This window comes from Thermococcus sp. ES12 (assembly GCF_012027515.1).
Lineage (GTDB): Archaea > Methanobacteriota_B > Thermococci > Thermococcales > Thermococcaceae > Thermococcus > Thermococcus barossii.
Genome location: NZ_SNUP01000004.1, coordinates 1 through 26,072 on the forward strand (window position 1 = coordinate 1; position 26,072 = coordinate 26,072).

Annotated in this window: 31 protein-coding genes and 1 pseudogene; 13 read left to right on the forward strand and 19 right to left on the reverse strand. The window is 55.2% G+C overall.

Going from position 1 to position 26,072, the window contains the following annotated elements; all coding sequences use genetic code 11:
• The 4 genes and pseudogenes from E3E37_RS09400 to E3E37_RS09415 form a co-directional block, all read left to right on the forward strand.
• Window positions 1-129 (forward strand): biotin/lipoyl-containing protein (locus E3E37_RS09400; protein ID WP_167716445.1); only part of this gene is annotated, 129 nt, incomplete at its 5' end.
• A 6-nt stretch (window positions 130-135) separates the two neighbouring features.
• Window positions 136-1,340, forward strand: a pseudogene (locus E3E37_RS09405) (sodium ion-translocating decarboxylase subunit beta).
• Between the two features lie 81 nt (window positions 1,341-1,421).
• On the forward strand, window positions 1,422-2,267 hold the full coding sequence (locus tag E3E37_RS09410) for a CBS domain-containing protein (protein WP_088864032.1): 846 nt from the start codon (window positions 1,422-1,424) through the stop codon (window positions 2,265-2,267).
• Window positions 2,268-2,308: 41 nt separating this feature from the next.
• Entirely contained in the window at window positions 2,309-3,319 is a 1,011-nt protein-coding gene (locus E3E37_RS09415; protein ID WP_167716904.1) for a homoserine dehydrogenase, read from the forward strand.
• A 53-nt stretch (window positions 3,320-3,372) separates the two neighbouring features.
• Here E3E37_RS09415 and E3E37_RS09420 read toward each other — a convergent pair whose 3' ends face one another.
• The gene (locus E3E37_RS09420) at window positions 3,373-3,750 is read right to left on the reverse strand and encodes a hypothetical protein (protein WP_167716906.1); all 378 of its coding nucleotides are present in this window, start codon (window positions 3,748-3,750) and stop codon (window positions 3,373-3,375) included.
• A 71-nt stretch (window positions 3,751-3,821) separates the two neighbouring features.
• On the opposite strand from E3E37_RS09420, the gene E3E37_RS09425 reads away from it, so the two are divergent.
• Entirely contained in the window at window positions 3,822-4,346 is a 525-nt protein-coding gene (locus E3E37_RS09425) for an ASCH domain-containing protein (RefSeq protein WP_167716908.1), read from the forward strand.
• On the opposite strand, the gene E3E37_RS09430 is transcribed toward E3E37_RS09425, so the two are convergent.
• From E3E37_RS09430 to E3E37_RS09470, 9 genes are all read right to left on the reverse strand, one after another.
• Window positions 4,343-4,975, reverse strand: a complete 633-nt coding sequence (locus tag E3E37_RS09430) for a ZPR1 zinc finger domain-containing protein (protein ID WP_167716910.1) — start codon at window positions 4,973-4,975, stop codon at window positions 4,343-4,345. The two genes, E3E37_RS09425 and E3E37_RS09430, sit on opposite strands and share 4 nt — an antisense overlap.
• 69 nt (window positions 4,976-5,044) lie before the next feature.
• Complete coding sequence (locus tag E3E37_RS09435; protein WP_167716912.1) at window positions 5,045-5,440, reverse strand: cell division protein SepF; 396 nt, start codon at window positions 5,438-5,440, stop codon at window positions 5,045-5,047.
• A 51-nt stretch (window positions 5,441-5,491) separates the two neighbouring features.
• The gene (locus tag E3E37_RS09440; protein WP_088864026.1) at window positions 5,492-5,788 is read right to left on the reverse strand and encodes a hypothetical protein; all 297 of its coding nucleotides are present in this window, start codon (window positions 5,786-5,788) and stop codon (window positions 5,492-5,494) included.
• Between the two features lie 32 nt (window positions 5,789-5,820).
• Window positions 5,821-6,630: an exosome complex protein Rrp42 gene (rrp42, locus tag E3E37_RS09445; protein WP_088864025.1), complete on the reverse strand. Its 810-nt coding sequence runs from the start codon at window positions 6,628-6,630 to the stop codon at window positions 5,821-5,823.
• A 1-nt stretch (window position 6,631) separates the two neighbouring features.
• Complete coding sequence (gene rrp41, locus E3E37_RS09450; RefSeq protein ID WP_088864024.1) at window positions 6,632-7,381, reverse strand: exosome complex exonuclease Rrp41; 750 nt, start codon at window positions 7,379-7,381, stop codon at window positions 6,632-6,634.
• Complete coding sequence (gene rrp4, locus E3E37_RS09455; RefSeq protein ID WP_088864023.1) at window positions 7,378-8,148, reverse strand: exosome complex RNA-binding protein Rrp4; 771 nt, start codon at window positions 8,146-8,148, stop codon at window positions 7,378-7,380. Before rrp4 ends, rrp41 begins: the two co-directional genes overlap by 4 nt.
• Window positions 8,145-8,855 (reverse strand): ribosome assembly factor SBDS, encoded by a 711-nt coding sequence (locus E3E37_RS09460; RefSeq protein WP_088864022.1) that lies wholly within the window; start codon window positions 8,853-8,855, stop codon window positions 8,145-8,147. Before E3E37_RS09460 ends, rrp4 begins: the two co-directional genes overlap by 4 nt.
• Window positions 8,856-8,866: 11 nt before the next feature.
• The gene (gene psmA, locus E3E37_RS09465) at window positions 8,867-9,649 is read right to left on the reverse strand and encodes an archaeal proteasome endopeptidase complex subunit alpha (RefSeq protein WP_088864021.1); all 783 of its coding nucleotides are present in this window, start codon (window positions 9,647-9,649) and stop codon (window positions 8,867-8,869) included.
• Window positions 9,650-9,727: 78 nt separating this feature from the next.
• On the reverse strand, window positions 9,728-9,949 hold the full coding sequence (locus E3E37_RS09470) for a hypothetical protein (RefSeq protein WP_088864020.1): 222 nt from the start codon (window positions 9,947-9,949) through the stop codon (window positions 9,728-9,730).
• A gap of 55 nt (window positions 9,950-10,004) precedes the next feature.
• Between E3E37_RS09470 and E3E37_RS09475 the strand changes: the two genes are divergently transcribed.
• A complete protein-coding gene (locus E3E37_RS09475; protein WP_167717160.1) occupies window positions 10,005-10,463 on the forward strand; it encodes an HIT family protein in 459 nt (152 codons plus the stop codon).
• On the opposite strand, the gene E3E37_RS09480 is transcribed toward E3E37_RS09475, so the two are convergent.
• Complete coding sequence (locus tag E3E37_RS09480; protein ID WP_167716914.1) at window positions 10,432-10,758, reverse strand: nucleotide pyrophosphohydrolase; 327 nt, start codon at window positions 10,756-10,758, stop codon at window positions 10,432-10,434. The two genes, E3E37_RS09475 and E3E37_RS09480, sit on opposite strands and share 32 nt — an antisense overlap.
• Before the next feature lie 14 nt (window positions 10,759-10,772).
• Window positions 10,773-11,060 (reverse strand): hypothetical protein, encoded by a 288-nt coding sequence (locus tag E3E37_RS09485; RefSeq protein WP_167717162.1) that lies wholly within the window; start codon window positions 11,058-11,060, stop codon window positions 10,773-10,775.
• Between the two features lie 137 nt (window positions 11,061-11,197).
• Between E3E37_RS09485 and iorA the strand changes: the two genes are divergently transcribed.
• Complete coding sequence (iorA, locus tag E3E37_RS09490) at window positions 11,198-13,105, forward strand: indolepyruvate ferredoxin oxidoreductase subunit alpha (RefSeq protein ID WP_167716916.1); 1,908 nt, start codon at window positions 11,198-11,200, stop codon at window positions 13,103-13,105.
• A gap of 87 nt (window positions 13,106-13,192) precedes the next feature.
• On the opposite strand, the gene E3E37_RS09495 is transcribed toward iorA, so the two are convergent.
• Complete coding sequence (locus E3E37_RS09495) at window positions 13,193-13,408, reverse strand: hypothetical protein (protein WP_167716918.1); 216 nt, start codon at window positions 13,406-13,408, stop codon at window positions 13,193-13,195.
• Between the two features lie 39 nt (window positions 13,409-13,447).
• Window positions 13,448-14,131, reverse strand: a complete 684-nt coding sequence (locus E3E37_RS09500) for a DUF4152 family protein (protein ID WP_167716920.1) — start codon at window positions 14,129-14,131, stop codon at window positions 13,448-13,450.
• Window positions 14,132-14,188: 57 nt separating this feature from the next.
• Between E3E37_RS09500 and E3E37_RS09505 the strand changes: the two genes are divergently transcribed.
• Window positions 14,189-14,668: a hypothetical protein gene (locus E3E37_RS09505; protein ID WP_371731712.1), complete on the forward strand. Its 480-nt coding sequence runs from the start codon at window positions 14,189-14,191 to the stop codon at window positions 14,666-14,668.
• Here the strand turns inward: E3E37_RS09505 and E3E37_RS09510 are convergent.
• Window positions 14,634-14,954, reverse strand: coding sequence for a hypothetical protein (locus tag E3E37_RS09510; RefSeq protein WP_167717166.1), 321 nt, complete (start codon window positions 14,952-14,954; stop codon window positions 14,634-14,636). The genes E3E37_RS09505 and E3E37_RS09510 overlap by 35 nt on opposite strands.
• A 54-nt stretch (window positions 14,955-15,008) precedes the next feature.
• Between E3E37_RS09510 and E3E37_RS09515 the strand changes: the two genes are divergently transcribed.
• Complete coding sequence (locus E3E37_RS09515; RefSeq protein WP_167716922.1) at window positions 15,009-16,055, forward strand: AI-2E family transporter; 1,047 nt, start codon at window positions 15,009-15,011, stop codon at window positions 16,053-16,055.
• On the opposite strand, the gene E3E37_RS09520 is transcribed toward E3E37_RS09515, so the two are convergent.
• Window positions 15,982-16,527, reverse strand: coding sequence for a nicotinamidase (locus tag E3E37_RS09520; RefSeq protein WP_167716924.1), 546 nt, complete (start codon window positions 16,525-16,527; stop codon window positions 15,982-15,984). The two genes, E3E37_RS09515 and E3E37_RS09520, sit on opposite strands and share 74 nt — an antisense overlap.
• A 60-nt stretch (window positions 16,528-16,587) precedes the next feature.
• Window positions 16,588-16,986 (reverse strand): DUF2240 family protein, encoded by a 399-nt coding sequence (locus E3E37_RS09525; protein WP_167716926.1) that lies wholly within the window; start codon window positions 16,984-16,986, stop codon window positions 16,588-16,590.
• 54 nt (window positions 16,987-17,040) lie between these two features.
• On the opposite strand from E3E37_RS09525, the gene E3E37_RS09530 reads away from it, so the two are divergent.
• The 3 genes from E3E37_RS09530 to E3E37_RS09540 are packed head-to-tail and all read left to right on the forward strand — an operon-like array spanning window position 17,041 to window position 18,979.
• Window positions 17,041-17,457 carry a PaaI family thioesterase gene (locus E3E37_RS09530; protein ID WP_167717168.1) on the forward strand — a complete coding sequence of 139 codons (417 nt, stop codon included), beginning with the start codon at window positions 17,041-17,043 and terminating at the stop codon, window positions 17,455-17,457.
• A 49-nt stretch (window positions 17,458-17,506) separates the two neighbouring features.
• Window positions 17,507-17,797 carry a PadR family transcriptional regulator gene (locus E3E37_RS09535; protein WP_167717170.1) on the forward strand — a complete coding sequence of 97 codons (291 nt, stop codon included), beginning with the start codon at window positions 17,507-17,509 and terminating at the stop codon, window positions 17,795-17,797.
• A gap of 3 nt (window positions 17,798-17,800) precedes the next feature.
• Complete coding sequence (locus E3E37_RS09540; RefSeq protein ID WP_167716927.1) at window positions 17,801-18,979, forward strand: MFS transporter; 1,179 nt, start codon at window positions 17,801-17,803, stop codon at window positions 18,977-18,979.
• A gap of 46 nt (window positions 18,980-19,025) precedes the next feature.
• On the opposite strand, the gene E3E37_RS09545 is transcribed toward E3E37_RS09540, so the two are convergent.
• Together E3E37_RS09545 and E3E37_RS09550 are read right to left on the reverse strand one after the other, a co-directional pair.
• A complete protein-coding gene (locus E3E37_RS09545; protein ID WP_167717172.1) occupies window positions 19,026-19,241 on the reverse strand; it encodes a hypothetical protein in 216 nt (71 codons plus the stop codon).
• Window positions 19,242-19,280: 39 nt separating this feature from the next.
• A complete protein-coding gene (locus E3E37_RS09550; protein WP_167716929.1) occupies window positions 19,281-19,535 on the reverse strand; it encodes a hypothetical protein in 255 nt (84 codons plus the stop codon).
• 255 nt (window positions 19,536-19,790) lie between these two features.
• On the opposite strand from E3E37_RS09550, the gene E3E37_RS09555 reads away from it, so the two are divergent.
• A complete protein-coding gene (locus tag E3E37_RS09555) occupies window positions 19,791-26,072 on the forward strand; it encodes a NosD domain-containing protein (protein ID WP_167716931.1) in 6,282 nt (2,093 codons plus the stop codon).

Consider the following 26,072-nt stretch of genomic DNA (forward strand, 5'->3'; position numbering starts at 1 on the left):
CTACTCATCCTCGAAGCAATGAAAATGGAGAATGAAATCCCAGCACCAAAGGATGGAGTAGTCAAGAAAATCCTCGTCAAAGAAGGCGACACCGTCGACACCGGACAAGCACTAATAGAACTCGGGTGAATGGCCATGGCCGGACTGGTGGAATCGATAATAACGTTCTTCCAGGGAATGGGACTGCTGAACCTCACCGCGGGCAACGTGATAATGATAATAGTGGGCCTCACGCTGGTCTACCTGGCCATAAGGTACGAAATGGAGCCACTGCTGCTCCTTCCGATAGGCATAAGCGCCGTGCTGGTGAACATACCCCTCGGACACCTGGCCAACTGGCCCATAGCCCCCAACCTCCCGGAGCACATAGCGGACAACATATTCGCAACGATGAGCTACCTCAACCAGCAGTACGGACCGCCCGGAATCTTCGATATCATCTATTACACCCTCATAAGAACGGAAATCGTCCCGCTCCTGATATTCTTCGGTCTTGGAGCGATGACGGACTTCGGGCCGATGATAGCGGACCCGAAGACGGCGCTCATGGGTGCGGCGGCGCAGATAGGTGTGTTCATAGCGATGCTCACCGCCCTCGCCCTCGCTTCAACCTCCACCAGGCTGCTTCGATAGGAATCATCGGCGGCGCCGACGGGCCGACGACGATATACCTCACCACGAAGCTGGCGCCGGAGATACTTGGAGCCACTGCGGTTGCGGCTTATTCCTATATGAGCCTGGTCCCGCTGATTCAGCCGCCAATCATAAGGGCCCTCACCAGCAAGGAGGAGAGAAGAATCAGAATGGAGCAGCTCAGACCGGTGTCAAAGAGGGAGAAGATAATATTCCCGATAATCAGCATGATCGTTATCGGTCTCCTCGTTCCAAGTGCAGCCCCGCTGGTCGGAATGCTCATGATAGGCAACCTGTTCAGGGAGAGCGGCGTCGTCGAGAGGCTCAGCAAGGCCGCCCAGGAGGAGCTGATGAACATAGTCACCATATTCCTCGGCCTCGGTGTCGGTTCGACGATGCGTGCCGGGAGCTTCCTCACCCAGGAGACCCTGATGATTCTCGGTCTCGGAATAGTCGCCTTCGCCAGCGCAACAGCGGGAGGAGTGCTCTTTGGAAAGCTCATGATGAAGCTCTCCGGAGGCAGGATAAACCCGATGATAGGTGCAGCAGGCGTTTCAGCGGTTCCGATGTCGGCGAGGGTCGTTCAGAGGATGGCCAGCGAGGAGGACCCGGGGAACTTCATCCTCATGCACGCGATGGGACCGAACGTCGCGGGAGTTATAGGAACCGCTGTGGCCGCTGGAGTTTTCCTGGCGGTTCTCGGGTGACTTTCTACCTTTTTGTCAATTTTTGAATGAAAACCTTAAAATAGGAGAAGAGCGCTTTAGGTTAAAGCGGTGGTGAAGAAAATGCGCGTGAAGACTCTGATGACTCCAGACCCAGTAGTGATAGAGCTCCCGGCAACGAGGGAGTACGCCCTCAGCCTCTTCAGGAAGTACAAAGTAAGGTCATTCCCCGTCATCAACAAGAACACGAAGGCTCTCGTAGGAATAATAAGCATAAAGCGCGTTCTGCTCCACCCCGATGAGGAGCAGCTTGCAATGCTCGTTAAGAGGGACGTCCCCACCGTCAAACCAAACGATGACCTGAAGAAGGCCGTTAGGGCCATGCTTGAGATGGATTACAGGCGCGTGGTTGTTGTTGACGATGAGAAGAGGGTTCTGGGCATCCTCACGGTAGGGGATATTGTAAGGCGCTATCTGGCGAAGAATGAGAAGCTGAAGGATGTCACCATCGAGAGGTATTATCAGAAGAACGTCGGCGTTGTCTGGCACGGAACGCCTCTCAAGGCCGCTCTCAAGGCTCTCCTCCTGTGCAACGCGATGGCGATTCCGGTCATCGACGACGAGGGCAACCTCGTGGGAATGGTCGATGAGACCGACCTCCTGAAGGACAGCGAGGTCGTAAGGGTCATGAAACAGACCGCCCTGGCCGCTTCGAGCGAGGAGGACTGGATACTGGAGAGCAACCCCACGCTCCTCTTCGAGAAGGCCGAGCTTCAGCTTCCGAAGAGGCCCGTTTCGGATATAATGAACCGCGAGCTGGTCGTTGCAACGCCCCACATGAGCATCTACGACGTCGCCCAGAAGATGGTTCAGTACCACATCGAGCAGCTGCCCGTCATCAAGGGTGAGGGTGAGCTGGTCGGCATCGTCAGGGACATGGACATCATAAAGGTCATCCTCAACAAGTAAGCCCTTTAAGTCCTTCCTCCTTTTCTTATCGGTGGTTTACCGTGAAGGAAATCAGACTCTCGCTGTTCGGTTTTGGTAACGTGGGAAAGGCTACCGCAGAAGTCCTCCTTGAGAAGGAGGCGTTCTTCCGCGAGAGGTACGGTTTGAAGTTCAGGGTGGTCAGCATAGCCGACACCAGCGGGGTAGTGTGGTTGCCCGAGGGCATAGACCTCAAAGAGGCCCTGATGGTAAAGGAGACCTTCGGAAAACTCTCCGCCTGGACGAACGACTACGAGGTGTACAGCTTCACGCCTGAAGAGGCCGTAAGGGAGATAGATGCTGAGGTGGTCATTGATGTTACCAACGACAGAAACGCCCACGAGTGGCATCTGGCGGCACTGAAGGACGGCAAGGCCGTCGTCACGAGCAACAAGCCGCCGCTGGCGTTCCACTACTCCGAACTCATGGAGGAAGCTGAAAGAAGAAACCTGCCCTACCTCTTCGAGGCCACCGTTATGGCGGGGACGCCGATAATAACCCTCCTACGCGATGACCTCAAGGGGGATACCGTTGAGGGGATTGAGGCGGTACTCAACGCAACGACGACGTTCATCTTGAGTCAGATGGAAATGGGACTTGAATTTGAGGAAGCCCTGAGGAAAGCCCAAGGGTTGGGCATAGCTGAGCGCGACCCCAGCGGAGACATACTCGGCATCGACGCGGGATACAAGGCAACGATACTCCACTGCCTGGTCTTCGGGCCAATAACCTTCGAGGGGATAGAAGTCAGGGGCATCGTCGAGGTAACGCCCGACGAGATAGAGCGCGCCAAAGGCAAGGACAAGACCATACGGCTCGTCGCGAGGGTGGAGGATAGAAAGGTAACGGTTGAGCCGAGGGAAGTCCCCCGGAACAGTCCTCTGGCCGTTGAAAGCCACGAGAATGCCGCGGTGATAAGGACGGACCTCTTGGGAGGGTTAGTCATCAGAGGGGCCGGAGCGGGACTTAAGGAAACGGCAAGCGGTGTTGTGAGCGATGTTATAAAGGCGGCCCTTGAGCTCAGGAGGAACTGAGCCCTTCTTCCGACGGTTAGCATCTGCCCACAGGGCTATTAATCATGACCCTATCACCCCAGCCTCCCGATTTCTTTTCCATTGAACTTGATGCTCAGCTTTCCGTCCACGATATCGAAGGAGAAATCTCCAACTTCAACGTAGTCCTCCACCGTGCCCCTCCACGAGACCCTCTCGTTTTCCAGCAGGATAACCTCGAAGGGAGCCTTCCTGCCCCTGACGAGCACCTTGAAGTTCCGGCCGTCTACCGAGACGACCATTGCCCTCCTTTTGTCGGCCTCCCAGAGGAGCGTTAAACCAGATATGCTAAAGAAAAACCCGAGAAAATCTCTTCCATACGCCCAAGAGAAGATGCTTAAAGCCATAAAAATCAAGCCAATCGTTAGGTACCCCATCTTCCAAACACCCACCTCCCTTGCTGAGACCTTCACTTACCACCACCGATCCTAATTGTTGGGTTAAGGTTTTTAACATTTCTTCCGAATGTTGCCGCGGTGAAACCATGGAGCACGTGATAGCGCTCCACCAGGTCTACGCCGAGCTCATCTTCCGCGGACTGAAAACGGTCGAGCTGAGGAAGGCGAGGGCGTTCAGCGAGGGAGACACGGTTTTCCTCTACGTGGCGAGGGGCAACCCCTACGAGTTGAGGGATACCCTGAGGAGGCTCGGCCTCCACGAGGAGCAGACGCTCACCAGGAGGGGCACCATAGCGGGGGGCTTCGAGGTCGGTGAGGTCATGAGGGCAGACCTGGAGACGCTCTGGGAGATGACGAAAGATACGAGCGGTCTGGCTTTAGTCCATGGTGAGAACGGCAAGAAGTGGCTGGGCGAGTACATCAGGGAATACGGCTACGCCTTCACGATAGAGAGGCCGTTCCTCTTCAAGGAGCCGATGAGCAGGGAGGAGATGAAGGAGCGCTACGGGGTTCACGTGGAGGGGATAATCCATCTCTCAAGAAAAACGAGGAAGCCCTGGGTAAGGGCTTTGATAGAGGACCTCCTGGCGAGGGAGGCAGTTTACCTCTAATCGGACTCTTCTCCCTCCCCCGCTTCCTCAGGTTCAACTATCTTATATGGCCCAAGGCTGAGCTTTTTTATTTCCTCCTCGCTCAAAAGCCTGCTCTTCACCTTCTCACCTATAAGGGCACTGTTGCCCAGCGGGTCGGCTATCTTAACCGTCAGGGGCTTCTTTCCGGCCTTTACCTCTTCTATGTACTCCAGTATCTCGTCGGCCTTTCTAACCGCTTCCTCATCACCCTCACTCTGCCGGAAATGCTTCGCCATTATGAGGGTCTCCCTGACCCTTTCAAGCACTCCCTCGACGTTGCTGACAAAGCCCTCCGCTGCTGGCCCTGGCTCTATCTTGACGCCTATTTCCTCCAGCTCTATCGTCCCGCTCTTGCTCCTCACCACGCGGGTGAAGAGGTCCTTCTCGTTCTCCACCTTAACCGTGTAGAGCTTGGGTGGCCTGTCCTCGAGTATCATGACATCCGCGTTTCTATAACCACAGCGCTCGCAGATTATGGTGCTCTCCATGACCTTTCCAAAGTAAGGGATGTCGTGAACGTATTGAATAGCCTTGAGCGTGCCCTTGCCACCGCAAATCGGACAGTCGCCAAGGCGAATCTCTTGAATCTCTCCTTCCCTCTCGGTCATCTCTCCTCACCGAAGAATAGAGCAGGTAAACCCTTTATAAAATCATGGTAGGGTAGAAAAAGAAAGCCGTCACTTGGCGATCCTTATGTCTGACGGGACGAGAATCAGCTTTATCTCGTGCTTGCAGATTTTAGCGGCCTGTCCACCGAGGGCGCTGACCATTCCCTTTATCTGCTCCGCAACCTTTTCGAGAACCTCCGGTTTGACCTCCAGCGGTGTGAGGTCGACCAGGATTATGTTGCCGTTCTGGAGCTCCTCGGAGATTCTCTCGAGGTCGGCATAGCTGGTAACGACGATCTTCTTGAGGTACCTGACCTGGGGCTTGACAATCTCCTTAGCAAGAACATCCTCCTCGAGAGGGATGACATCGATATCACGCCTAGGAGCAACCTCCTTTTTAATCGCCGCGGGCGGCTTCTTCTTGGCCTTTTCGTCCTTCTTTTTAAGGCTGTCAAACAATCCCATAACTGTTCCCCCCAGTTAATCGTAAGGCTGGATTAATTTGGGCATTGGTGTTTATATCTCTTTCTGAAAACCCCCCAACCCCTCCTCTTCCCGCAGCCGGAACAGACCAAAGACGCTGAGGAGAAAGGTGGCAACCGCAAAGGCAAGGGGAACGTAGGTATATACATCCCATCCCCAGGTAAAGGAGGCGTTGTAGATAAGCCAGACCCCAAGGGTAATCGAAAAGAGCGCAAGCGTCAGGTAAAGCTCCTTTTTGGAGCCCCCTCTAACGGCCAGTCTGAGAAACTGAAACAGAAAAAGCACCAGCACCGCAATGGCTATGATGTCAACAAAAAGAGAGGCTCCCATGGCAGCCACCCCAAAAGGTGAAAAGAAAAGGTTCACTCGGCCCCTACGGCCTCAAGAACCTTCTCCCTGATCTCAGCGGCCTTCTTCAGGGCAAGGTCAACCGCGTACATGACCTCCTCAAGCTTAAAGCTGCCGCCCTCGCTCTTCTGAACCGAGGAAATCATGCCGTTCTCGTCGGTGGTTATGGTTATCCTGCCGTCCATGACGCGCTCCTCGTCGAGGTTGGGGTCGGCAAGGAGGTTGCCGCCGATTTTGGCTATCGTCACGGGAATCGGCACCCTGCTCACCGGAAGCGGCTCGTACTCGTCGAGAACCTGAACCTCGTCGTTCTCCTCGTCGTAGACGACCTTTGGCATCTTCGTGCTCAGAAGGGCGGCGATGGCACCGATTCCACTGGCGTCCAGCAGGTTTCCGTCGTGGTCAAGGACGTGGACGTCTATGAAGACTACACGGACGAGCTTGCCAGGGACTATGACCAGCTTCTCAAGCTCCACAGCTTGACTCTCCCTTATACCCCTGTCCACGACACGCGCCAGCTCGATGGCGTTCTCGTCGGGCGGACCGGGCTCGAAGCTCGGGGAGGCGAGAGGCACGAGCTCGACGTTGGTCGTTATGACGCCCTTCTCAGGAAGGTCCGGGAACGGCTCGCCCATGTCCACCTTTATGCCGACGAGAACCTGGGTGTTGCCGAGCCTCACCCACGCCGAGCCCTCGGCCTTTTCAATGACGTTGACCCTGACCTCAAGATCGCGATAGTCCTCAAGACCGCGGCCGTCTATGCGCCTGCCCTCCTTAAGAAGGCTCAGGATGTGGTCGCGCATTATGCTGGCCATCACTTCCATCTCAGTCACCTCCACCGACCTCCTCCGCTATCTTGAGATACTTGACCTTCAGCGCCTCGCGCTGCTTCTGGTAGACTGCCTTTGCCCCCTTGATTGCCAGCTTCACCGCCTCAACAAACTCCTCTCTGGTGAGATAGCCATCCATCTGAAGGAGCGTTATATCGTTCTTGAGGGGCATTATCGCAACAGGCACGTCTGCTTCACCGTAGTTGTCCTCGTCCTTGTTGAGGTCGAGGACTATTTCGCCCTCTATCTTCCCCGCGGCGCACGCCGCCACGAGGTCCCTCATCGGAACGCCCGCATCGGCCAGGGCCAGAGATGCGGCGGTTATACCGGCAACCCTCGTTCCGGCGTCGGCCTGAAGGACTTCGATGAAGATGTCTATGGCAGTCCTGGGGAACATCTCAAGGATAAGCGCCGGTTCAAGCGCGCCCCTTATGACCTTGCTTATCTCAACGCTCCTCCTGTCCGGACCGGGCTTCTTGCGCTCCTCCACGCTGAAGGGTGCCATGTTGTAGCGGACGCGCAGGATTGCCCTGTCCGGCCTCTGAAGGTGCTTGGGATGAATTTCCCTCGGCCCGTAAACGGCGGCGAGAACCTTGTTCTTGCCCCACTCAACGTAGGCAGAACCGTCGGCGTTCTTCAGCACGCCGACTTCCATCTTTATAGGCCGGAGTTCGTACTTCTTTCTACCGTCTATCCTTCTCCCGTTCTCATCTATGAGCTTTAAACCCTCTGGCTTGCCCATCATTCTCCTTCACCCTCTCCAGCAGTTTGCTCTTCAATCTTGGGTATCTCCTCAACGACTCCCCTCTCCTTGAGCTCCTGGAGCCTGGTCATGAGGAGTTCCTTGACCCTGTCGGTCAGTCCCTGGGTATGGCTCTCCCTGTCCACCTTGAGTATCGCCTCAATCGCGAGCTTCTCAAGTTCATCGTTTCTCCCGCTGACCCAGACCCAGCCGTTCTGGCCGACTATTATCCTCGTCCCGGTCAGCTTCTTGATGAGGTTTATCATCGAACCGCCCTTGCCGATGAGCCTCGGCACCTTGGAGGGGGTTATCTTCACTATCTGCCCTCCCCTGAGCGGGCCGCCCTTGAAGGGCATGCCCTTCGTCGTCAGGTCTATCTGGTTTATCTCGTTGTACGCCTTTATCCTGGCGTAGATTATGTCGCCAATGTCGAATATCTTCCTCAGATCCGTCTTCAGTATATCTATGCGCTCCTCCACCGCGTCCTGGACGCGCAGGTTGGCCTCGTAGGGTGCCCCTATGTCCACGCTCCAGTTGGAGAACCTAACGTCGGTTATCTTACCGAGAACGTTGTCGCCCACCTCTGGGATGTACGGTCCTTCGAGGGGTATCACCCTTATGGAGTCTCCCCTTATCTCAACCAGTCCAACGACCGTGGAGTATATTCTGTTGCCTTCCCTGAAAGTCCCTCTTCCGCTCTTAAACGGCCCCTGGGCAAGCAAAGTGCCCGGGACCACCAGTTCCCTATTCTTTACAAAAATCCGTCTCATAGTCCCTTCCTCTCTATCAGTTTAGTTACAGCGTTGCCCTTCGTGAGGGCGTTAAGCTTCTCATAAAACTCGTCCTCAATTCCTCCAGGAATCTCGATAAGGAACAGCCACGAGCCGTCGCTGGCCCACTCCTCGCGCTTTATCGTTCCGAACTTCCGCACCTCCCCGTAGGCCTTGCCGACGTAGTCACCGGGTATCTTGACGGCTATGACCTTAAGCTCCATCTTTATCGGGAGAAGGGGCCTTATCGCCTTGATAACCCCGGGAACCTGCGCCTCGGCGTCCTTGAAGAGGTCTATGTGGACCCCGGCTTCCTCCATCGCGCGGAGGATTCTATCAACCGGGTGGGGATAGCCTGTTCTCGGGTCAACGGCGTGCCTGTGAATAATCGTCGCTATGTAGCGCCTCTTATCTTCGAGCATCTGCCTCCTCTGCTCTGCGGTGAGCTGAACCTCTCCCTTACGGAGGATTATCTTTGCCACCTCGTAGGGGTCGCTGGTGCCGAATATCTTCTCCATCTCGTGCTCGCTCGCCTTGTCGCCCTTGTGGGCGTCCTTGAAAACGTAGGGGGTGGCAAGGATCTCTTCTATCGGAACCTCCTTGCCCTCCTTGAAGTCCCTCGCGAGGTAGGGGTCAACGAGTATCTCGAAGGTCTCGCCGTGCGTCTTCAGACGGGCGATGACGGCTTTATCAACGCTTATGGGCATCGCCCGTCACCTCAGTAGTTGCTGTCCAGTTCGGAGTAGTCCTCTTCCTTCTCTTCAACTTCCTCTTCCTTGACCTCTTCAAGGATTTCATCGAGGTACTTGGCGACTTCCTCCTTGCCGAGCTTCTTCCAGCGCTTGTCCTCCATGGTTATGTAGGCAACCTCTATGCTGTCCGGGCTCGGCTCCTCAAGGGTCTTCGCGAGGGCCATTATGGCGAGCTTCACCGCACCCTCCATGTCTATGTCGTCGGTGTAGTGCTCCTCGAAGATGGCCATCGCCGTGTTCCTGCCGCTACCTATGGCGACTGCCTTCCACTCGAAGTAGGCCCCGCTGGGGTCGGTCTCATAGAGCTCCGGTTTGTCGTTGACGCCGGCCATGAGGAGGGCGGCACCGAAGGGTCTCACACCGCCGTACTGGGTGTGAGCCTGTTTAAGGTCGCAAATCTTCTTCACCAGAACGGTGAGCGGAACGGGTTCGCCGTAGGTCAGGCGGTAAATCTGGGCCTCCAGCCGGGCCCTGTCAACGAGAACCCTTGCATCGGCGATTATACCGCTCGGAGCGGCCGCTATGTGGTCGTCAATCTGGAAAATCTTCTCGTAGCTGCTCGGCTCTATGAGCTTGCTCGTTATCCTCTTCTCAACCGCGAGAACTACACCCTCCTTCCACTTAACACCCACTGCAGTTGCTCCCCTCTTAACGGCCTCCCGTGCGTAGTTTACCTGGAAGAGCCTTCCGTCAGGGCTGAAAACAGTAATGGCCCTGTCGTAACCTGCCTGCGGTGGTACAAACGCCATTTTACATCACCTCTAACGAATTATCGTCATATCTCCTACTCTCTGGCCATAATTCTCGGACGGCCTAATTAAGCTTTTCTATTCACCCCGCAAGGCGAGCATCGCCATCTTTCTGGCTATTCTCCTGGCGAACTCCAGGGGAATGAACGCGATTACGAAGAGTATCGCCGCCAGAATCAGCGACGGCTCCCGGCCAAAGGGCTGAACTATCATCATGCCGAAGGCCACTATGAGAAACCCCATGCCAACCGCGAGGAACCTCCGGTACGTTTTGTTCATTACCTCAAGGGTCTCCTCCATTCCCTCCACCGAGGCATTTTTATTTGAAACCCGTTTTAAGTCTTTGGTGTTGGCGATGGAGTGTCCGTTCTGCAGGCCGAAGATTGATGTTCTCCTGTATGAGGACAAGCTGATAAGGATACTAATCGACTCGTATCCAGCGAACAGGGGGCACCTGCTCGTCGTCCCCAGGAGACACGTCGAGAGCTGGTGGGAGCTTAGCGGTGAGGAGAAGGAGGCACTGCTGAGGGGAATGGAACTGGCGATGGAGAAGCTGACCCAGGTACTGAAGCCCGACGGGTTCAACGTCGGAATAAACCTAGGCAGGGCCGCCGGCCAGACCGTTCCGCACCTGCACGTCCACGTGATTCCCCGCTGGGAAGGGGACAGCAGGAACCCGCGCGGCGGCGTGAGAAAGGCCGTCCTCGATCTGGAGGACGAGAACCTCAGCCTGAAGGAGCGCTGGATAAAAAACCGCTTATGGGAAGAGGAACTAAACGCCCTCAGGGAGGCCTTTCGGGAGCTGGATACTTGAGCTCGTTCTTCCTCAGCTTCCTCTCAACCGCCTCGTTGAGGTCTATGCCGAGCTCGTGGGCCAGTAACGTTAGGTAAATCACGACATCGGCTATCTCGTCCGCTATGGCTTCCCTCTTGGCCGGGTCTTTCACCGCTTCGAGTACCTCCCCATCGCTCTCCCACTGGAAGTGCTCCAGAAGCTCGCCCAGCTCGACCGCAGCCGAGATGGCCAGGCTCTTCGGCGTGTGGTACTTAGCCCAGTTCCTCGCATCTCGGAAGGCCACGAGCTTCTCCTCAAGCTCCCGGAAGTCCATACCACCACCCCGGCTTAGAAGGCGTGAGGGTTGGAGCTTTTGAGAAGTTCCAGGAGCTTTAAAAACTCCTCTAGCTCCTCCCTGGAGAAGTGTTCCTCAGCATCGCTCTCGGGATCGAGTTTTGACAGCATCTCCCTCGCCTTCATGAGGTCATCCAAATCTTCCTGGAGCTCAAGGGCGCGCTGGATAAACTCATAGCTCGTTTGAGGGCTCTCAAAGGCCCGGCTCTGGTTGGCAACTATCGCTATCTTCAGGTTCGCTATGGTCTCGTCCACCCGCTCGATGAGCTCACCAATCTTCATGGTCACCACGTTCCACCATGCTCTCAGGGGTATTTAAGCCTCCTGCCCTCACCGGTCCCGAAAATCTTTCGACTTTTTGAGGGGGTTCCTGAAGGCAGAGTTTTAACCCCCAACGGCGAAGGAACTACGGTGGTGACATGGAGGCGGTCAAGGCTTACCCTTCTAACTCGGCTGGGGTAAAGGAAAAAAAGCGCGAGAGAAAGCTCCTGATGGGTAACGAGGCCATAGCCTACGGCGCCCTTGAGAGCGGTGTTGTCTTCGCCACAGGCTACCCGGGAACGCCTTCAACCGAGGTCATCGAGACCATCGCGAGGCTCAAGCCAGAGGTCTTCGCCGAGTGGGCGCCCAACGAGAAGGTGGCCTTAGAGGAAGCCGCGGGAGTTGCCTACACCGGATTAAGAGCCCTCGTGACGATGAAGTGCGTCGGCCTTAACGTAGCGGCCGACCCGCTGATGAGCTTAGCTTACTCGGGCGTCGAAGGTGGCCTGGTAATCCTCGTTGCCGACGACCCGGGGCCACATACAAGCCAGACAGAGCAGGACGACCGCTACTACGGCAAGCTCTCGCTCCTGCCTGTTCTCGAACCTGCAGATCCGCAGGAGGCCCACGACCTGATAACCTACGCCTACGAGCTGAGCGAGCGCTATAAGGTTCCGGTAATATTCCGCACGACGACGAGGGTGAACCACACAACAGCTGACGTCGAGGTTGGCGAGTTCATCGAGCTAAACCGGAAGCCGGTCTTCAAGAAGGACATAGAGCGCTACGTCAGGGCCAGCATGGAGGGCAACAGGAGGAGGCATAAGTGGCTCAACGAGACGCTGGAGAAGATCGAGGAGGAGTTCAACTCGATGCCCTTCAATCGGGTCGAGGGGAGCGGTAGGATCGGAATAATCGTCGAGGGGGCGCCGTACAACTACGTGCGCGAGGTTCTGCCCAAGCTCGACGGCGACTTCAAGGTTCTCAAGCTCTCAACACCCCACCCTCTCCCGAGGAAGCTCGTCGTGGAGTTCCTTAAGAGTGTGGACTTCGCGATAGTTATCGAGGACGGCGCGCCCTTCCTTGAGGAGGAAGTCAAGATTGCCGCCTACGAGGCCGGGCTCAACGTGCCGATATACGGCAAGAGGACCGGCCATCTGCCCCTTGAGGGGGAGCTGACGCCTTCACTGGTCAGGAACGCCCTGCTGAGGCTCACCGGCGAAAGCGGGGAGACCTACGAGAAGCCCGAGGAGGTAAAGCTCGCCGAAAACCTCGCCCCGAAGAGGCCTCCTGTTATGTGCCCAGGCTGTCCCCACAGGGGGAGCTACCGCGCCGCGCTGGACGCTTTGAGGGATCTAAAGCTCGGCCGCTACTCCGTCCCGATACACGGCGACATAGGCTGCTACGCCCTCTCGCTCCTCCCGCCGCTTGAAGCCATCTGGACCGAGTTCGTCATGGGCGCGAGCATAAGCCTTGCCAACGGCCAGAGCGTCGTGATGGACAAGAAGATAATCGCCACGATAGGCGACTCGACCTTCTTCCACAACGGAATCCAGCCGCTGGTTGATGCCGTCTACAAGAACCTGAACGTTCTCGTCATGATACTCGACAACAGGACAACGGCCATGACCGGCCACCAGCCGCACCCAGGAACCGGCGGGAGCGAAACCGGCAGGAAGTTCAACGAGATTGACATCGAAGCTCTCGTCAAGGCGTTGGGAGTCAAGTACGTCAAGACCGTTGATCCCTACGACCTCAAGGCCACGAGAGAAGCCATCAAGGAGGCCATGCAGGTTGAAGGGCCGGCGGTGATAATAGCAAAGCAGGAGTGCGTCATTCCTGTCATAAGGCGCGGGGAGATAGGGGAGATACCTCTCGTCATCGAGGACAAGTGCACAGGCTGCAAGGCGTGCATACTCCTCACCGGCTGTCCCGCCCTAGTCTACGACCCGGAGACGAACAAGGTGCGCATTGACAACCTGCTCTGCACTGGCTGCGGCGTCTGCAACCAGACGTGTCCGTTCGATGCCATCAAGTTCCCGAGCGAGCTGGAGAAGGGGGCTTAACCTGCCTTCTCTTTTTCTGTACTCACTCGCAAATATTACTCATTCAGTAATATACTCCACGAGTAATAGCTGTATATGACGTTTGCATCAATATAAATCACCGAACTCAGCCTCCAGCTCGTATGCCTTCATCTCCTCAAACTCTGCCTTTCCTAAAATCCCTCTGAGCTTCCTGAAGTCGTCCTTTGGCCGTTTCCGCTCCTTCACGAGCTCTCTTCGAATCAGCTCAAGCTCTAAGAGCCTCTTCAGCTCTTCAGGGTCGGCGTTCTCAGGAACGTTTACCCAGATGGTAATTACTGGCATGTGACCACCAATAAAAATTTGGATAATGACGTTAACCCCTCACTCCCTCCACACTTCAAGAACCATGTAGCGCCTCACGAGAGGATTGGGGTACAGCTCCCAGTCGATTCCCTCGGTTTCAGCATTTATTTCACCGAATAGGCCGCCCTCGCGGGGGTCCAAGCTTTCCCCGTAGATTTTTCCAGGACGGATTTCAACTTTCATGTACCTCGGCAGTCCGACGATGGCCTTCCCGTTCTCCCGCGCGTACTCGATGGCCCACTTCACAGTGTATAGCCCGGAGTATATCTCCGCTATCCTCACCGGGACGCTGGACTTGCCGATGGCTATGATTTCAATTCCAGTCTCCTCCCAGAGCTTCTTTGCCAAGGGCTGAAGGTCCTTGGCCAAGTCCTTCCAGACCTCCTTCCCGCGGTCGGTTATCGTCAGGGCCTCTATGGTCGGCTCATCGAGCTTCCTGACCTCAATACCACCTATAGTCGAGTCGAGGTGAACGACGTCAGGCTTTGTCTCCCTTGCCAGCTCCACCGCGAGCAGGACCTCGTCCCTTATTGCCTGCCTGCCGCTCATGTCGTAGTTGAACGGATCAGCGTACCTGGCCCTGCTCAGGGTTGCCGTCCGGTAGGGCCTCTCCACGAGCACAGCGGCCGTCGCTATAAGCCCAACCGGCTCGTAGTCCTCGGTGAGAAGTGCCCCACCCGTGTCAGCGGCGACTATTCTCATCGTAACCACCGTTAAGGACCAATTACCAATATATGACGGGAGCCAAGGTATAAAGTGGTGATAGCGTTGGATGTGTCAGGCGATATTGTTTATGAAGCTTTGGGTTCTTACATAGACAACCTCTGCGGTTCGGTGTTTCTTGGAACTGCCAGGGGAAAGGTCGTCCTGTACAAGATGGGAACGTACCCCTTAACGCCCACAGGCGAAACCCTTCCGTTTCTCAACGTCTTCTATTCCCGCGGAATGCTTGAGATAACCGGAATATGGAACCGTGAGGGCAGGAGCGGAGCGTTTCTGCTGAAGATGGTTCCCTCCGGAATAGAGGTGAGGGACGGGGGCATCGTGTACATAACCTTCCATCCCTCGGACGGAGGTATAGTGCTGGTCACCCTTTACGGAAACGAGGGATTGGCAAAGACACTCGAAGGGGCTGTCCTTGACTGCAGAACGGAGAGAAAGGAGGATGAGAAGATGCTGTCCTCCATGCTGCACGTGAAAACAATCAATCCGGCCCAGTGGGAAACACTGAATCCCTGAGCCTCTCCACCTCTTTTCTCATGGCGGTTAATGTCCCCTCATCAAAGCTCGTTACCCGGGAATAGCGGGCTATGACCCCATGGACTTCCGGATGCCGGCTCTCAAGGATTCCCATCATCTCTCTCACGGACATGAGCATTCCCGTGTCCAGGTAGACCAAGTAGGCCCCAATGGTGTGTAGGGCGTCCATATAGGCGTTGTATGCCATCTCAAAGCGTTTCTCCGCCATATAGTACTCAGCACGGCTTATATAGGCCAGAGCCTTTTCCCTCAGAGCATCTTCCATCGCCGGCACCACGCATGGTTTATAAGGAGAGACCTAATAAACCTGTCGAGGGGTATGAAGGCGGAGAGACTTGCCTGGGCTATCACAGTGCTCATAATAGCATACATAACTTGGAGGGCCATCAGCCCACTGATAACCCCGATATTCTTCGGCCTGATTTTAGCATATGCCGCCTATCCCATACACAGGCGACTTGTCCCCAAACTCGGCGAGGTCCACTCCGCTGTGCTCCTCACGGTGGGAATGCTGGGCCTTGGTGGTGTGGTGACCTTCGAGCTTCTGATGATATCCGTCCAGGTCGCTGCGTCCTTCTACCAGAGCGTTGTTGATTTCTTCAGGTGGCTCATGACCCAGCCACTGCCGCCAGAGGTTCTCGATTTCCTCCAGAACTTCTTCAACCAGCTCATCCCGAGGTTGTCGGAATACCTGTCAAGGCAGGCCTTCTCCCTTCCCATGTACCTCCTCCAGCTCGTCGTATTCCTCTTCACCTTCTACTATGCCCTCGCCAACGCCCATGAGATAGCGGAGGAGATAAGGCTGGCGATTCCAGGCAAGAACCGCCGGCTGGGCGAGGAGATACTCGAGAGCCTAAACAAGACCCTCGGGGCACTGGTGAGGGCCTGGCTGGTTCTGAACGTCATAAAAGGTATCCTGATGACCTTTGGCTTTCTCCTGTTCGGGGTCTCCGATTTGTACACCGCGATAGTGGCCGGCTTCCTGACCTTCATCTTCTCCTTCGTCCCGCTCTTCGAGGGCTGGATGATATGGCTCATCGCGGCCGCGTACTTCGCCAAGGAGGCCATGTACCTCCACGCGATAGGGATAGCGGTTTACGGCTTTCTCCTGGTCTCCCCGATGCCGGACTACACTATAAGACCGATGATGGTGGCGAAAGACGCGGACCTTGACGAGACCCTCGTCTTCATAGGGATGATAGGCGGAACCTGGGCCATGGGGGTAAAGGGCCTCATAATCGGTCCGATAGTGCTCAACCTTCTCTTGGTCCTCCTAAAAGAATGGAAGAGGGTCATATCAGGTAAAGAACCTTCACGCCGGTCCTCTCCATCTCCCTCAAAGCCCTCTCCTCATCCTGGGGGTTGATTCCCTTCACGGCATCCCTGAGGAGGTACGTCTCAAAGCCATTTTTGACCGCATCCAGGGCCGTAGCCCGAACGCAGTACTCGGTCGCAACGCCGCAGATGTAGACCCTTTTCACGCCGTTTCTCTTCAGAATCTCCGCCAGTTCGGTTCCCTCGAAGCCTGAGTAGGCCTCCTTGTCCGGCTCCGTCGCCTTCGAGATTATCACTGCATCAGCTGGAAGCTCCACGACGAACTCTGCCCCGGGGGTGTTCTGGACGCAGTGCCTCGGCCAGGGGCCGCCGTTCTCCCTGAAGCTGATGTGGTTCTCGGGATGCCAGTCTCGCGTGGCGACTATTAAAGCCCCCCTCCTCCGGAACTCCTCGATGTATCGGTTGCACCGGGGTATTATCTTGTCCCCCTCTGGAACAGGCAAAGCCCCGCCGGGCATGAAGTCCCTTTGCATGTCCACAACTATGAGCGCCTCCTCGGGCATGGTATCACCCCAAAATAAGATTGCCCAGAATCGTTAAAACGGTTTGCGGAGATGTGCCCCTCACAGCTCAAGCCGGTCTTTAAAACGGGACATATCAACGCCCTTCTCCATGCCGAAGAGGTACGCCAGAACCTTCTCGTCGAGGTCGCCGTAGCGTTCACGCATAGAGTTGATGCCCTCGATGACCTCCTCCCGCTCCCAGCCGAGGGAGTTGGCAATGTAACCCACCATCTCGTTGAAGAGATCCTCCTGGGCTTCTTCCTCCGACAGTAGGGCTTTGTTGACCACGAGAACTCCATCGCGTTCCTCAAGGAGACCCTCTTCCAGGGACTTGGCTATAAGCTCCTTCGCGGCTTTCACGTCCATAAGCCGGAGACTGAAGGCCAGTATTCCAACGAGTTCGCTCCTGGTGAACTCAAGCGAACCCTTATACTCAACCGCGCGTTTTATCGGGTGCACGCAACCACCTAACTTTTTTAGGGCGAGGAAATAAATAAACCTTTGGTGGAGACCATGGAGCAGAGGACGCACAGGCTGACCTCGGAAAGGCTTGTGGGTAGGCCGCTGAGAATAGAACCTGGAATGGCTGAGGTGGAGCTTCTAACCACTGAGGAGATGGCCGTTGACGAGCACGGCCTCGTTCACGGGGGTTTCACCTTTGGTTTAGCGGACTACGCGGCGATGCTGGCTGTCAACGAGCCCACCGTTGTTCTCGGAAAGGCCGAGGTGAAGTTCCTGAAGCCGGTGAGGGCAGGTGAAACCCTGCGAGCGAAGGCTGAGGTTATAGAAGAGTCTGGAGGGGGTGTGGGTGACGGCACGTCCCCCCGAAGGAAAAAAGTGGTAAGGGCCGAGGTTTTCAACGAGAGGGGCGAGAAGGTCTTCGAGGGGACCTTCCACTGCTATGTTCTGGAGAAGCACGTGCTCGAATGAGCCAAAATTTTTTAAGCTTCAGTATCGCATTTCGATATCGGTGTTCGATATGAAGTACCGCGATTTCCTGACCCTGCACATACTCCACCACGCGAGCGAAGAGCCGGTCACAGGTTCGTTTCTGATGAAAGAGCTTGAGAGACACGGCTACCACATCAGCCCCGGCACGATGTACCCCCTCCTTCACTCCCTGGAGGAGGAGGGCCTTCTGAAGAGTCAGTGGAAGGTCAAGAACGGAAGACGCGTGAGGGTTTACGAGATAACGGAAATCGGCCGGAGAACCCTCGACGAGGGCAAAGAGAAGCTGAGGGAGCTCTGTCTCGAACTGCTGGGGGAATGAGGAATGGAGGAAAGGGAGAAGAGAATATTCGGAATAAGCTGGAACGTCTTTCTGCTCGGCATCGTCAGCTTCCTCAACGACATGAGCAGCGAGATGATAATCCCGATAATGCCGAGCTACCTGATGGAGGTTCTCGATGCCGGAAAGCTGCTCAGTGGCTCTGTTATGGGCGCGATAGAGAGCATGAGCTCGCTGTTCAAGGTGGCCTTCGGCTACGTGAGTGACCGCTTTAAACGGAGGAAGGCCTTCGTCTTCGCCGGCTACGCCCTCTCGACTCTCTCAAAAGGAGCCCTTGCCTTCACCCGCCACTGGTGGGACTTTCTCCTCCTCCGCGCGGTGGACAGGGTTGGCAAGGGCGTAAGAACCGCCCCCAGGGACGCGCTGATAGCGGAGTCAAGCGAGAAGGGGAAAACCGGGAAATCCTTCGGCTTCCACAGGATGATGGATACCCTCGGCGCGGTCGCAGGTCCTCTCGTTGCGATAGGGCTGATAGAACTCCTCAAAGACCTTCCAGCCGAGACTACCTACCGGTACATCTTCCTGCTCTCCGCGGTTCCGGGGGCGATATCGCTCCTCGTGATAATCCTCTTCGTGAAGGACAGGGGCGGTGAGGTTAAGAGAAAGATAAAGGGCATATCAACGCTGAGGAGCAGGAACCTCCAGCTCTTCCTCGCGGTGGTCGCGATAGGCGCCCTCGGGAGGTACAGCTACGCCTTCACGATGTGGAAAGCGCAGGAGCTGGGCTATTCGGTCGTTCAGAGCATGGCCTTCTACGCGCTGTTCAACCTCATCTATGCACTCTCAGCGTATCCCCTCGGGGTTATCTCGGACGGCTTCGGCAAGAAGCGGCTCATAACCCTCGGCTTCGGGGTGGCGGCTCTGGCGGCCATGGCTTTCGCCTACGCAAGGGACCTCTACACGCTGATGGCGGCCTTTGTGCTCTACGGGATTTACATAGCCATTGAGGACACGATTCCGCGGGCCTACATGGCCGACCTCGCGAAGGAGTTCGAGAAGGGAACGGTGATAGGGGCATACCACACCGTCTTCGGCGTCTTCGTCTTTCCCGCCTCGGTGATAGCGGGCTGGCTCTGGAGTTCCTACTCCCTAGCCTATGCATTCATCTTCGCGGCGGCGATGAACCTCGTTGCGATGGTGCTCATGGCCTTCGTGAGGGAATGAGGGTTTTCCCAAATTTTCGGGAGAAAAGGTGGAGGCAGGCTAAAAATCAGGCGCCCATCTTTTCAAGTTCCTCCTTCCCAATAAGCAGGGGTCTCTCGGCTTCAATGACGTAGCTCAGCTCCCACCTGACCTCTCCCCTGTTCATCGCCTTTGCGTAGCGCTCGGCGATTTCCTCCGCCTCCTCCAGTGAGGAGGCCTCGACGATTCTCCGGACGTACCATTTCATGTCGCCGAAGCGAAGCTTGAACTCAGCCATGTACATGGCCATCACCGTAGAAAGTTGGTGGGGAACTATAAAAACCTAAGGCTCCACCGCTCGATAAAGGCCGTCCTCCCCAACGGCCCCGAATATCTTGCCGCCTTCCTTGGTCTTAAGCTCGACCATTACGGCCGAGGGCTCACGCTCGACCTCTTCCTCGACCTTTCTCTTGCTGAGAACCTGTATGAAGGTATCTCCAAGGCGCTCGAACTCAAAAACCAGGATATTATCCTCCCAGCGATGGCCGCGGTAGGAAACGCCACCCATCCTGAAGGTAACTTCAAGAACGATTTTCACAAAAATCCCTCCTAACTTGTCAGCACATATGTCTTGAAACTTCAGCTTAAAAATCTGCGGTCAAAGCCGAATATGCCCGAAAAAGGTCTTTGTCAAAATGATGAATGACTTTTCAAAAGTTATTTAAACGAAAAACGCAAATATAAAGCAAGATAAAGTCTCAGAAGCCTTTCATTCTCACTTTACATTCTTGGCTTCTGGGAGATTCTTAATAGATGCTGCTCAATTCGGCCCACAGCATCTGGAGGAGTTGGCATGAGAGGATTGGGATACTTTCCCATTCTCCTTACCTTTCTTCTTTTGAGTTCTATGCTGAGTGCTCCAAGCTACGCCAGGGCAGGTGCGATTCCCGTGGTGCGCAACCTGAATACCGGCGAGATATTTTCCAGCATAAATGAGGCCATAAGCGATCCCGATACAAAACCTGGACACGTTATACTCCTTGACAGCGGTAGGTACATCGAGAGCGTCACCGTGGATAAAGCCGTTGTAATACGCTCTGTTTCTGGAAATCCTGAAGATGTGATAGTCGAAGCCCCAGAACCGGGCCTTCCCGTGTTCAGAATAAAGGCCAGCGGAGCAGTGGTAAAGGCGCTGACCATAACGGGAACCAAAAAATCAGGAATGTATTCCATCGTAATAGACAGCAACACAGAGGGGTGCAGTATTCTCGAAACCCTGATAATTTCGAGCTACGGTGGGATTTACCTGGCACAAAAAGGCGCGGGCCATGTCATCTCCCGGAACCGCTTTGAGAACGTTTCAGTCCCTGTTATGGCATACAGAGACCTCCAGGCAGAGATTTCCTTCAACGAAATCCTGAGACCTGAGAGGGGCATATACCTCAGCTCCACCGTTAAGAGCACTATTATCAACAATACAATAGTCGAACCCCTATATTCGGGAATTTTTCTCAAAGAGTCGTCAGATGACAACATAATAGCCGGAAACAGGATTGAAGAAAGTGCCGAAGACGGCATTACCATTCAATCCAGCGAGGGGAACGTGATTGAAAACAACACCCTAACGCTGAACGAGAGGGGCGTATCCGTCTTTGGAAATGAAAACACCATCAGGAGCAACGTGATAGCAAACAACAGTCTGGGTATATACTCCGCCGATACGAGGGGAAACCTGTTCTACAACAACTACCTCTCCAACGAACAAAACGCGATAGACGTCGGAAACAACCACTGGAACACCACAAAGAAACCGGGAAAAAATATCATTGGGGGTCTCTACATAGGCGGCAACTACTGGAGCGACTACGACGGGAAGGATACAAACGGCGACTGGATAGGAGACACCCAGCTACCCCACACCTCAGGTGGAAATGTAAGAAACGGGGACTGGCTTCCACTGGTTCTTCCAGCCCCAGAAAAAAGGGCGGACCTCCTGATCACCGACATATGGAAAAAAGGAAATGAGATAGGATTTCAGGTCATGAACGCCAAAGAAAAGTTTTCCGAGGAGTTCACGGTCACCCTTCTGATAAACGGAGAAGCAGTAGAGTCCACAGTTCTCAAAGGACTTGGAAGCGGTGAAAGGATTGATGGCAGCTTTGAACTGTCTGAATGCCCCTGGAAAGCGTTCCAAGTGGAAATAATCGCAGACGAAGGGGATTCTATTCCTGAATTCAACGAGAGCAACAACTTCAGGGTGGAGACCTTTAAGTGCGACGAGAAGCCGCCGAAGATACTGAACGTCACCGTTGAGGACGTCGGGACGGAGCACGTAGAGCTCAGCATACTAACGGATGAACCGTCAAAGGTCGAGGTAAAGTATGGAAGAGACGCCCTAAGCTTTGAGGGAACCTTCAAGACTGAAGAATTCTCCCGGGAGCATTCTATCCGAATAGGCTCACTGAAGCCCTCAACCCTTTACAGATTTGTCATTACGACCACAGATGAGAGCGGAAACGTAATGAGGGACAGGGAGAGGTTTTTTGAAACTGAAAAAGTGGCCGACGGAAAAAAGCCAATGTTGGGGGAGCTCTCCATAAGAGGTTCGGGAGACTACTACGAGATTAGGATTCCAGTAAGGGACGAAAGCGGAATCTCAAGGGTGGAGTTCTACGTCGATGGAATGCTTGTAGGGACTGTGTACAACCCCCAGGATTCGGCCAGCGTAGCGTTTAGTCCCTCAGCTTTGGGAATGAGCGGTCCCGGCCTTTACCGCGACCATGAGATAACGGTAAGGGTCTGTGACATGACCGGCGTCTGCGGGATAGGTTCAGAACTCTGGAGGCCAGAATATGAGGTCCACAGTGTTGACGTGGAAATAATCTCGCCCCAGGACAGGTACTCCGTGAAAGCAGGAAGGAACGGAGTCGCTCCCGGAACCTTTGTTGAGGTTGAGATATACGCGGCAGAGTACGAGCTGAGGATGAGGGACTGCCCAAGTTCAGAGCTGGGAGAGCTTGCGTGCATGCACAATCCAGGGGAGATTGTTCCACACGCCATCGGAATGGTCACACTTCATATCTGGGGGCCTCAGAACTATCACTTCTCCCGCACGTTCAGGCCGAGAAGCGATGACGAACTCACATACACTTACACCTGGGACATGAGCGGTCTGCCCGTTGGGTTGTACCTCATCGCGGCAATTGCCAATTCAACGGACGGGGGATTTCACTACTCCAGGGCCATCACCGTGGAAGTTCAGCCCAGGGAGGAGGATTACTCTCTGGAGACAAGAATAGTGCGCCGTGGGAATTACCTCAACGTCACCCTAAGGGTTCTCAACACCGGAGATGTGCCCTTTGGATTGATGGAGATAACCCAGCGCCTCATAGGATTCCAGGCCGTTGAGAGGGACGGCGAAAGCTACAACATGAAGACCGTCTTTGACCCCGCCACTGGAGTCAATACCATTTACTTCACCTTCGATTCCGTGGTCCTTCAGCCGGGAGAGCACTTCGAAGTGAGCTATCCTGCGGTTCCCGTTATGTATCCACATCCAATATACGTGAGTGCAGCCTACGGTGGGATAACCGTCGAGACTTATTCAACCGTAAAAAGATTTTACCAGGGTTATGGGGTCATGAGCTTGGATGGAGGAACCTGGAAGAGGGAAGATATAAGCGAAGCCTGGGAGAGGGCAATCAAGGAAAGTGACTACCTGATAGTTACCGACCCCACGAACCTCTACACACTGAACGACGAGGAAAGCGTTAACCGCCTCCTATCCACCATAGCTGAACTTGCCGTGTACAGGAACGGGGTTATAGGATACGTGGATTCCTTCAGCTCCATCAGAATTCGAGTGGGGGATCCCGAGCTTGTATCGGGTGGCGACACTGACGGTGATGGGACGAAAGAAGTGGTCACGTACAGCTCATCTTCAGGCCTCTGGATCCACGAACCGGTTCAGAGGTTCAGGCACGCCTTTGAGGGAATCGGCAGTGCAAAGGCAATGAGCCTGGTGGACTTTGACGGGGACGGCAAGGACGAAGTCATTTTAGTGTTCGACAACATGACGGTAATGGTCTACGGTAGAGAAGTCGTTACGGATGGGCGGGGAAATCCCCGCGAGGAATATATAAAGGAGTTTGAGTTTCGGGTTCCGCACTTCATCGGGGGAAGACTCGCCTGTGGTTTTCTCCATATGGACGTTCTTGAACAATCTCGGTACCCAAGCTGCCTCTACCAGGCCCAGGATAGGTTGGTGTGGTTCCGCTATTCAGAGACAGACACTACACCGGAGTGGAGGAGCATCAGCCTGGATGTTCCAAAGGACAGCCTCATATTCATCGGCAACTCCCATCCGGAGAACTCCGATGAGGTGATTATACTGAGACCCGATGGAACCCTCGAATTCTACGACCTCATGGGGGTGCAGAACGCAAACCTCCTAGGAAGCGTTCAGACATCATACAGAAAGGGGGATGACGTAGATTGGGGAGACGTGGACGGGGACGGCGTTGGGGAGCTCTTGGTCTTCAAAAAGGAGCTTGGTACCGTTGAAGTGTACGACACCGCTGGACTAAGGGAAACACGCAGGTTCTTTTACTCTGGAAAGGCGATGCTCGTGGATATCGTGGGAGGACAGAGCGATGAGATCGCTGTAGTCCATGGAGAGAACTTTGAGTTTACCACCTGGCGCGAAGTCACCGAAGGTCCTTCACCCCTCTCCACGACCCTCATCGAGCGCTGGGGCACGAGAATGAAAGAGGGCTGGCTTTCTGATGGATACCTCCTCATAGTAGGGGAGACCGAAGTTGTCCCGGCACAGAAAATGAGCTTTGAGCCGCTGTGGCTGGACTGGGGCGCTGTAAAGCACGTCAGGGTGACGGATCTGCCCTACGCGAATACGGAAGGAGACGTTCTAGATCCGGAGCTCATCATCGGGAGGATAGTTGGAGACACGGCGGATAAGCTTGAGGTGGCCATAAGAAATGCAATAAGGGCCGCGAGGGGGGAGTGCTCATTTGACCGCTCCCACGCGTTAATACTATCTGGCTGGCCCAAATGCAGAAGCGGGGGTTGCAGCGACAATGATTTTGCAGAGAGGAGCAGAGCCGTGAAGAGGGCACTGGAGGGGCAGGGTACCCTGGTAACAATGGTTTTTACCACGGACTACCGGGATGTAAAGGAAGGGGACAGGATAGTGGTCAACGGAAAGAGGCTGGCCGTGGAGGCGTTCTTCAACAACACCCCCGAGAAGGACATAATACACCTTGAGGGCCATGGAAACACCAATGTCATCGACGACATCTCAGTGACAGACGTGATCAACAGGAGGAACCCCTTCGGAAGCGCATGCCCCTTTGTCTACGCTGAATCCTGTCTCACAGGGGACTACACAAAAGGAGTGAGCGTAGCAGAGGCGTTCCTTCAAGCGGGGGCGGTTGTGTATCTCGGGTCAACGGAAGAAACGTATTCTGCCCCGTGGACTGCGAGGGCAAAGAGGCTCTACAGGCGCTGGGAACTGGGAACCCCCATCGGTGACGCCTTCAAAGAGCTTAAGCGGGACATGGGGATAGGCAGGGTTTGGGAAATCGAAGACGACACCGACCTTCTGTGGGTCATGTCAATGCATCTCTACGGCGACCCAAAGTTTGGGCTTGGAGCCGGCACACCGGAAGGAGAGAACGAGGGGGCCCCAGAGAGCCTGGAACTGGAGACGCCCGCGTACAGCATTCAGGAAACCGGTGAGGGTTCACTCGTGGAACTCGAAGAGGGAGGCATTCTCCTCCTACCGGGAAGGTCACCAATCCCGTATTACACCTACAGTGTGAAGATTCCGAGGGGGAGGCGCGTTCAAAACGTTGAACTCGTGGAGAGAGAGGCTAAAGAAGTGCTCAGCATCACAATGGTTCCCTTTAGGGTAGGAAAGCTCGGCGAAGAGGTCGGAAGCGGGACCGAGGAGGCCACACCGCTTCCACCTTACCAGTGGCGCGTGAGTGAGAACCCCGACGGAAGCAGTACGCTCTTCATAAGGGTGTTCCCTCTGGAGTACAACAACCTCACCAAGAGGGCCGTGCTGTACGGCCGCCATCGATTCACAATTGAGTACATAAAAACGGGTGTCGAAATCGCGGGTGCGAGGCTTGAGAGGGATGTATACAAACCCGGAGAGCGTGTGAGGGTAGCGGGAGTCATAACAAACTCTGAAGGCAGTACCGATGTTATTCTGAGTGCAGTTCTCAGGAAAGGGACGTATGGAGCCACCGTTTCTGAAGCCAAACTTCTCAGCCTCGGAAATCTAACCGGCACCGGATACTTCTCCTTTGAGTTCCAGACGAAGGGATTAACCGGCGGACAGTACGGGATAGAGATCCTCGCCAGGGATGTAAACGGAAACGTTCTCGACAGAAAACTCCTTCACTTCCTGCTGGGAGTTAAACGCGTTGAAAACATCCTCACCATTCCACAGGAACCCTCTCCGGGAGCCGCCTTCACGGCGGTTTTGAGGGTCATCAACACCGGAGACCTCCCGGTAACGGGTGAAGTCCACTTCCTCTCCGGAACAAAAGAGGTGATCATGAACGTGACTCTGGAGCCCGGGGAGGAGACAACCTTCGAGGAAACCTTCCGCGCCGGGAAGTCCGGTGCAGAGGTTACAGGTTACGTCCTCTACGACGGGACCATGAGCGAACCGGCCACAGCAAGCTTCTCCTTCAGCACATCCCCCAAAGCGGATTTCCACTACTCCCCCGAGACCCCCGAGGTGGGTATGGAAATCCAGTTCAAGGACACTTCCCTCGATCCCGATGGGGAGATAGTCTCGTGGGAGTGGGATTTCGGGGACGGTTACGTGTCCAGAGAGAGGAACCCCACCCATTGCTATCGGAGTGAGGGGACCTACACCGTCAGGCTGAAGGTCACGGATTCAACGGGGCTGACGTCGGAAACGACGAAGAAGATAACCGTGACCGCTGAAAAAGAGGAAGAAGGCCCTCCAGCTGAGAGCCCCACAGGGGAAACAGAGCCAGTTTCCCCCACCTCACCTGGGGGACAGGAAGGAGGGATATGCGGGATGGGTCTCTTACTGCTCCTCCTGCTCGTGCCGCTGGCAGCGAGAGGAAAGAGGTAG

Bases quoted from the DNA above. Each gene is read 5' to 3' on its own strand.
- E3E37_RS09410 (WP_088864032.1), top strand. From the start codon at position 1,422: ATGCGCGTGAAGACTCTGATGACTCCAGACCCAGTAGTGATAGAGCTC.
- E3E37_RS09425 (WP_167716908.1), top strand. From the start codon at position 3,822: ATGGAGCACGTGATAGCGCTCCACCAGGTCTACGCCGAGCTCATCTTC.
- E3E37_RS09430 (WP_167716910.1), bottom strand. From the start codon at position 4,975: ATGACCGAGAGGGAAGGAGAGATTCAAGAGATTCGCCTTGGCGACTGT.
- E3E37_RS09435 (WP_167716912.1), bottom strand. From the start codon at position 5,440: ATGGGATTGTTTGACAGCCTTAAAAAGAAGGACGAAAAGGCCAAGAAG.
- E3E37_RS09440 (WP_088864026.1), bottom strand. From the start codon at position 5,788: ATGGGAGCCTCTCTTTTTGTTGACATCATAGCCATTGCGGTGCTGGTG.
- rrp42 (WP_088864025.1), bottom strand. From the start codon at position 6,630: ATGGAAGTGATGGCCAGCATAATGCGCGACCACATCCTGAGCCTTCTT.
- rrp41 (WP_088864024.1), bottom strand. From the start codon at position 7,381: ATGATGGGCAAGCCAGAGGGTTTAAAGCTCATAGATGAGAACGGGAGA.
- rrp4 (WP_088864023.1), bottom strand. From the start codon at position 8,148: ATGAGACGGATTTTTGTAAAGAATAGGGAACTGGTGGTCCCGGGCACT.
- E3E37_RS09460 (WP_088864022.1), bottom strand. From the start codon at position 8,855: ATGCCCATAAGCGTTGATAAAGCCGTCATCGCCCGTCTGAAGACGCAC.
- psmA (WP_088864021.1), bottom strand. From the start codon at position 9,649: ATGGCGTTTGTACCACCGCAGGCAGGTTACGACAGGGCCATTACTGTT.
- E3E37_RS09470 (WP_088864020.1), bottom strand. From the start codon at position 9,949: ATGGAGGAGACCCTTGAGGTAATGAACAAAACGTACCGGAGGTTCCTC.
- E3E37_RS09475 (WP_167717160.1), top strand. From the start codon at position 10,005: ATGGAGTGTCCGTTCTGCAGGCCGAAGATTGATGTTCTCCTGTATGAG.
- E3E37_RS09480 (WP_167716914.1), bottom strand. From the start codon at position 10,758: ATGGACTTCCGGGAGCTTGAGGAGAAGCTCGTGGCCTTCCGAGATGCG.
- E3E37_RS09485 (WP_167717162.1), bottom strand. From the start codon at position 11,060: ATGAAGATTGGTGAGCTCATCGAGCGGGTGGACGAGACCATAGCGAAC.
- iorA (WP_167716916.1), top strand. From the start codon at position 11,198: ATGGAGGCGGTCAAGGCTTACCCTTCTAACTCGGCTGGGGTAAAGGAA.
- E3E37_RS09495 (WP_167716918.1), bottom strand. From the start codon at position 13,408: ATGCCAGTAATTACCATCTGGGTAAACGTTCCTGAGAACGCCGACCCT.
- E3E37_RS09500 (WP_167716920.1), bottom strand. From the start codon at position 14,131: ATGAGAATAGTCGCCGCTGACACGGGTGGGGCACTTCTCACCGAGGAC.
- E3E37_RS09510 (WP_167717166.1), bottom strand. From the start codon at position 14,954: ATGGAAGATGCTCTGAGGGAAAAGGCTCTGGCCTATATAAGCCGTGCT.
- E3E37_RS09515 (WP_167716922.1), top strand. From the start codon at position 15,009: ATGAAGGCGGAGAGACTTGCCTGGGCTATCACAGTGCTCATAATAGCA.
- E3E37_RS09520 (WP_167716924.1), bottom strand. From the start codon at position 16,527: ATGCCCGAGGAGGCGCTCATAGTTGTGGACATGCAAAGGGACTTCATG.
- E3E37_RS09530 (WP_167717168.1), top strand. From the start codon at position 17,041: ATGGAGCAGAGGACGCACAGGCTGACCTCGGAAAGGCTTGTGGGTAGG.
- E3E37_RS09535 (WP_167717170.1), top strand. From the start codon at position 17,507: ATGAAGTACCGCGATTTCCTGACCCTGCACATACTCCACCACGCGAGC.
- E3E37_RS09540 (WP_167716927.1), top strand. From the start codon at position 17,801: ATGGAGGAAAGGGAGAAGAGAATATTCGGAATAAGCTGGAACGTCTTT.
- E3E37_RS09545 (WP_167717172.1), bottom strand. From the start codon at position 19,241: ATGTACATGGCTGAGTTCAAGCTTCGCTTCGGCGACATGAAATGGTAC.
- E3E37_RS09555 (WP_167716931.1), top strand. From the start codon at position 19,791: ATGAGAGGATTGGGATACTTTCCCATTCTCCTTACCTTTCTTCTTTTG.